Source organism: Colwellia echini (genome assembly GCF_002843355.2).
GTDB classification, from domain to species: domain Bacteria; phylum Pseudomonadota; class Gammaproteobacteria; order Enterobacterales; family Alteromonadaceae; genus Colwellia; species Colwellia echini.
Genome location: NZ_PJAI02000042.1, coordinates 1 through 5,928 on the forward strand (window position 1 = coordinate 1; position 5,928 = coordinate 5,928).

Annotated in this window: 6 protein-coding genes; all 6 read left to right on the forward strand. The window is 36.8% G+C overall.

What is annotated here, in order from left to right; genetic code table 11:
* The first annotated feature begins 849 nt into the window (after window positions 1-849).
* The 6 genes from CWS31_RS16955 (at window position 850) to CWS31_RS16980 (ending at window position 5,689) form a co-directional block, all read left to right on the forward strand.
* Window positions 850-1,251: a hypothetical protein gene (locus CWS31_RS16955; protein ID WP_101344007.1), complete on the forward strand. Its 402-nt coding sequence runs from the start codon at window positions 850-852 to the stop codon at window positions 1,249-1,251.
* A 521-nt stretch (window positions 1,252-1,772) separates the two neighbouring features.
* A complete protein-coding gene (locus CWS31_RS16960; protein ID WP_101344009.1) occupies window positions 1,773-2,048 on the forward strand; it encodes a hypothetical protein in 276 nt (91 codons plus the stop codon).
* A 532-nt stretch (window positions 2,049-2,580) separates the two neighbouring features.
* Window positions 2,581-3,006, forward strand: a complete 426-nt coding sequence (locus tag CWS31_RS16965) for a GNAT family N-acetyltransferase (RefSeq protein WP_101344010.1) — start codon at window positions 2,581-2,583, stop codon at window positions 3,004-3,006.
* Between the two features lie 1,202 nt (window positions 3,007-4,208).
* A complete protein-coding gene (locus CWS31_RS16970; RefSeq protein WP_101344011.1) occupies window positions 4,209-4,526 on the forward strand; it encodes a DUF1493 family protein in 318 nt (105 codons plus the stop codon).
* 116 nt (window positions 4,527-4,642) lie between these two features.
* The gene (locus CWS31_RS16975; protein WP_101344012.1) at window positions 4,643-5,116 is read left to right on the forward strand and encodes a hypothetical protein; all 474 of its coding nucleotides are present in this window, start codon (window positions 4,643-4,645) and stop codon (window positions 5,114-5,116) included.
* Between the two features lie 180 nt (window positions 5,117-5,296).
* A complete protein-coding gene (locus tag CWS31_RS16980) occupies window positions 5,297-5,689 on the forward strand; it encodes a hypothetical protein (protein WP_101344013.1) in 393 nt (130 codons plus the stop codon).
* Window positions 5,690-5,928 lie beyond the last annotated feature (239 nt).

Genomic DNA, 5,928 nt, shown 5'->3' on the forward strand with positions numbered 1-5,928 from the left:
TGCTCCTTCGTCGCTTATTTTAGCCAACAATTTTTTGCCTCTTAGCAAGGCGTTATATGTCAGTTCAAATTCTTAAAATTATTCGTTGTTAAAACGTAGTTAAGAATTTAAAGTAGGGCGTAATTAAACGGTATTAAACTTTCAGGTTCAGGGAATGAATTCACATTAAGTATTCTTTTCTTGGTTAATTCTTCAGGTTTAATTCTAAATTTTAACAAATGTGTTACTTATCTGTTTTTGGTTATTAGCGTAACCGCGTAAGTTAGGTAACATATAACAAGTCGCTCAAGCCGACAAAAAACAGTTTGCTGGCTGCGCCATTTTAGCAAACCGTTTTTGCAGCTTAGCAAGGCGTTATGTTGTTCGTGATGATTTGAGTTTTGGTTGCAGCATTAAAAAAGCTAACAATAAGAATGTGGTGCGGGTTCGAGGATTTGAACCTCCGGTACTATTGGTAAGCAACCGTTCATTTTCCAGTGACAATATTTGAGACTTTAGCAATAACCCGCAGGACCGTACCGCACCAATCAAACATTGTAGATATATCCATAACCTTTACTCCTAAGAATGTGCAAACCAGTGGAAAGACAGACGCAAGATACACAGCTAAAGACAAAATACCGCCACTTAGATCACTAATAAGTGCCATTTTACCCAATTTGGAACGCTCGAAAAATCAAACGTTATAAAATAGATATTTAATGGTACACTAAAAAATAAGCTAAGCAACTGAAAAACAACATAACAAGTTGCTTAAACGGACAAAAAACAGTTGGCTTTTGCTCGTTCCTCGCTATTTTAGCCAACAATTTTTTGCGCGCTTAGCAAGGCGTTAGGTACTTTTATAGCATGGATGATAAATTTAGCCTTAAGCAAATGAAAAGTATTTCGTTTGAAGAATTACAAAAGCTTCTTAAAGAGTTGAAATCAGAATTAGAGGCAAAAATTTCGCTAGCTATAGCAGAAGTTACAAACCCAAAATTTGTTAAAAATACTGGAGCGATTAATTCAGTTTACCTTAATGACAAATTGCGGAGAGATAAATACTTTGAACAATGTGAAAGTATTATTTCAGAGCTAAATAACTTAGGACATAATCTTTCGCCTTTAGATTTAGACTCCGATATAAACTTTGAAAACACCAGTGTTTCTTGGGCAATGTTAAATAAACAAGGTGAGGTTTGTGGTTTAGAACTAGAGTTTTTCCCCAAGGAAACTAAAGTTCTCTGGGTAGTGTCACCAAGTACCTAACAAGCTGTTCAAGCGGGACAAATAACAGTTGGCTGTTTCGCTCCGCTCACATTATAGCCAACTACAATTTGCCCCTTAACAGGGCGTTATATGCTTTCCAAGAAAGTATTCTTTAAGTTTTATAGTTTGGTGCGTGATTATGTTTTTGCGCGTCAAACTCAATATGTTTGAAAGTGTAGTGTGTGATTTTAATTTTAGCGCACACAAGCAGGTTGTGTTTTACGCTAAATTTGGTTTGGTGTTTGCACTAATCAGCATTGCCTTTTATACCTTTTTCAAAGGTGGCAACGCTATTAATTTAGTTCAACCTTTCGCGTGTAGCGTAAAAGTTCACGGCTAGGTTTTTATATTACGGCAACTGCCAGTTTATGTAGTGTTTGGATTAATCATCGCTGCATATAACAAGTTGCTCAAGCGGGACAAATAACAGTTGGCCGCGCTCGTGCCTCGCACAGTATAGCCAACCATTATTTGCCCCTTAGCAAAGCGTTAGCAGTACGGACAATATCGTGGTGATTTCTATGAATAGAGCTATAAACAAATTAGGTTGGTGTATCGGAGGGGCATTTACTCTCATTGGCTTTTCCGATTTCGGAGCGAGACCATTATTAAGCCTATTTTTATATATTGCATTCATATCAATTCTTACAACTTCTTTTTATATCTTTAGTAAGCCGATTCGTATCGAAGTTAATAACGATCCTAAAAAAGTAGATGAAGCTAAGCTCCTTCTAGGTAAACATCCTGGGGTTTTACTAGGTGGAATTTTGTTTTTAGCACTCACATTATTCTTTTAGTGGCCACTGCACTGCTAACAAGGCACTCAAAAGGACAAAAAACAGTTGGTTGTTTTTCGTTCCTCAAACATTATAACCAACTATTTTTTGCCTCTTAGTGAGGCGTTATATGCTTTCCAAGAAAGTATTCTTTAAGTTTTATAGTTTGGTGCGTGTGTCGGTTTTTGCGCGTCAAACTCAACGTGTTTTAACGTGTGGTGTTTGATTTTCATTTTAGCGCACACAAGCAGTTTGTGTTTTTCGCTAAATTCGGTTTGGCGCAATCCACTAATAAGCGTTGCCTTTATTACCTTTTTCAAAGGTGGCAACACTATTAATTAGTTCAGCCTTTCGCGTGTAGCGTAAAAGTTCACGGATAGGTTTTTATATTACGGCAACTGCCAGTTTATGTAGTGTTTGGTATTACTACCGCTGCATATAACAAGTTGCTTAACAGGACAAATTACAGTTGGATGCGGCTCGTACCTCGCGCATTTTAGCCAACTATAATTTGCCCATTAGCAAAGCGTTATGCTTATCAAAGGAGTTGGTGATGGTTTCAGGTTATAAAGCTAGTTCAGATATAAAAGATATGGATATAACGGTCATACATGACTTTATATCTACTTCTTATTGGGCTAAAGGTATTCCATTAAACACAATGGAAAAAGCGATAAATAATTCTTTATGTTTTGGTGTTTTTACAGACTCCGGTAGTCAAGTTGCTTTTGCTCGTATGGTTACAGATTCTGCAACATTTGCATACCTTTCCGATGTTTTTGTGTCAAAAGATCATCGAGGTAAAGGTTTAAGTAAGTGGCTCATGAAAATAATTATTGAACACCCTAATTTGCAAGGTATTCGACGCATGGCACTTGCTACAAGGGATGCACATAGCCTTTACGAGCAGTTTGGTTTTAAATCTTTAAGCTCACCTGAATCATTTATGGAATTACATCAACCAGATGTATACAAATAAGCATAACAAGCTGTTAAACAAGGACAAAAAACAGTTGGCTTTTGTTCCTTCGTCACTATTTTAGCCAACTATTTTTTGCCTGTTAACAGGGCGTTATATGCTTTCCAAGAAAGTATTCTTTAAGTTTTATAGTTTGGTACATATGTCGGTTTTTGCGCGTCAAACTCAACGTGTTTTAACGTGTGGTGTTTGATTTTAATTTTAGCGCACACAAGCAGTTTGTGTTTTCCGCTAAATTCGGTTTGGCGCAATTCACTAATAAGCGTTGCCTTTATTACCTTTTTCAAAGGTGGCAACACTATTAATTAGTTCAGCCTTTCGCGTGTAGCGTAAAAGTTCACGGATAGGTTTTTATATTACGGCAACTGCCAGTTTATGTAGTGTTTGGTATTACTACCGCTGCATATAACAAGTTGCTTAACAGGACAAATTACAGTTGGATGCGGCTCGTACCTCGCGCATTTTAGCCAACTATAATTTGCCCATTAGCAAAGCGTTAGGTGTATTGGGTTATTTGCGTAAAGTTTATTATTTGATTCACGTTTAGTGCATCAATTACGTATTCTAAAACGTCATTAAGTTTTGTGATTATCGCACGTATATTATTGTTTCGCGGTGTTACATAAAATTGAGCGAAGCAGTTTATTTAACTTTTTGGTGCGCTAATTTCTCAGTTTTTACTGCAAAATTTCGTGCAAGACTTTGCCAATTACTTTATTGTGGTTTGGTAAGTTTAGGTGGCATAAACTCTAATCAGTTCAAACACCTAACAAGGCATTAAAGCAGGACAAAAAACAGTTTGCTGTTTCGTGCCTCAACATTTTAGCAAACAATTTTTTGCCTCTTAATGAGGCGTTATGTGCCGCCTGTTTTCTCCATGTAAAATTATTAAACGCGTTGTATTCACCTGTTATATTTTTACTTTGCTGCTCTGTGTTTTCGCCAATTACACCTTCTTAAATTCAAGCGGTTTTATATGTTGGCTCAAATCAAAGTTGGTGCGTTAATTCGGCGGTAAATGGTTGTTAAACGCGTATCGGTTTGTTAACCTTTGGCGTAAGTTAAGTGTTTAATCGGTCAATAAAATCAAGCACATAACAAGAACTTCAAACGGAAAAAATACAGTTGGCTGTTTTCACTCCGTTCAACATTTTAGCCAACTGTTTTTTTCCGCTTAAGTAGGCGTTATACGAATCTCGATTATGGATGATGAAATCAAGTTAATAGTTTCAAATGAAGCTAATGTATCTCTCGATAAGGTATCAGAAAACTCCACACTATTAGGTGATTTAAAAATCGATGGAGATGACGCTTGGGAGATATTTGAGCAATGCCACAATAAATATAATCTTGATTTAACGGACTTTGATTTCAATAAATACTTTAGGTGTGAACCTTGCCTAAAGGGTTTTATCTACCTTTATCGGAAAATCAAATATCGTGACGAACATATAGCTGCCAACAAAGATCCTATTACCGTAAGGCAGTTAATCAGTGCATGTAAAACAGGTAAGTGGTAAATTCGTATAACAAGCTGTTAAATAAGGACAAAATACAGTTGGCTGTTTTCGTTCCTCAACATTTTAGCCAACTATATTTTGCCCATTAACAGGGCGTTAGGCAACTAAGGATAGTCATGGCGGAAACTAGAGAGCGTTATAACCCTAACGAAGTACAAGAACTAGATGAAGTTATCCGAAGTTCGTATAATGATTTTGTCCGTCAAGAGCGAAGAAACCTTCTGTTATCTTCGTCAATTACAATTATTGCCGCCTTTTCTGGTTTAAATCCAAGCAAAGGAGCAATATTGGGATTTACCTTTGATAACCTTACGTCATCCGCTTTTTTCTTAATTCTGTTGGTTTTAACTGCATATTTTCTGGTTGCATTCTTAATTTATTCCGTACCAAATTATCGTGATGCAAAAGAAGCTCGCAAGGCTATAGTCGCAGGTTCACATACCCTAGAGTACAGTAGACCTTGGTATTCAATTGTTCCTCCAAATATTGGTACGGACTCAAGGTATTATAGCTGGGTATTTATTCATTTTATTTTACCTATATTTGCAGGTATCGTTTCTTGCATTGTTGGGGTGTTAAAAGTTGCCTAACAAGCTGTTAAACAAGGACAAAAAACAGTTGGCTTTTGCTCCTTCGTCGCTAATTTTAGCCAACAATTTTTTGCATGTTAACAGGGCGTTAAGTGTTCATCTTAGATCGAGTTTATTTTATACGTTGAGATGATTAATTCAGAATGAAAGGCGGCACTTAATGTCGTTTGGAGATTTATTATGAATGAGGAATGCCCTAAATGTGGAGCTGAATTTTCAGTTACTGTCATCGGTGGAGGTGGAATTTGTGGAGCTTGCCGAGAGCCAATTGACTGCCCCTATTGTCATGAAACCGTTAGAGAAGAGCGTACTACAGGAACTTTTACTGAAACACTTATAAAAGCTCCTGATAGCCTTCTTTCTCGTCATCTTGGAATTTCTGATGATGATTGGGAAGAGATGGGAGCTGAGCTTAACGCAAACACTGGCAATAGTGGCGAAATGACTTACTGCTATTGGTTCATGATACCAGAAGGTACATCAGAGGAAATCCTGCATAAGACTGGTTGGAAAACTGGGCAAATGATAGATCAAATTCCAGTAGAACTTGTAGATAGTGATGGCAGTTATTAAAGAATTTATTCTGGTGCTAGAACACTTAACAAGGCAATTAAACGGAAAATTTACAGTTGGCTTTTTCCGCTTCGCTTCAAATTTTAGCCAACAATAAATTTCCGCTTATTGCGGCGTTAGGTGTATTGGGTTATTTGCGTAAAGTTTATTTTTTGATTCACGTTTAGTGCATCAATTACGTATTCTAAAACGTAATTAAGTTTTGTAATTATCGCACGTATATTATTGTTTCGCGGTGT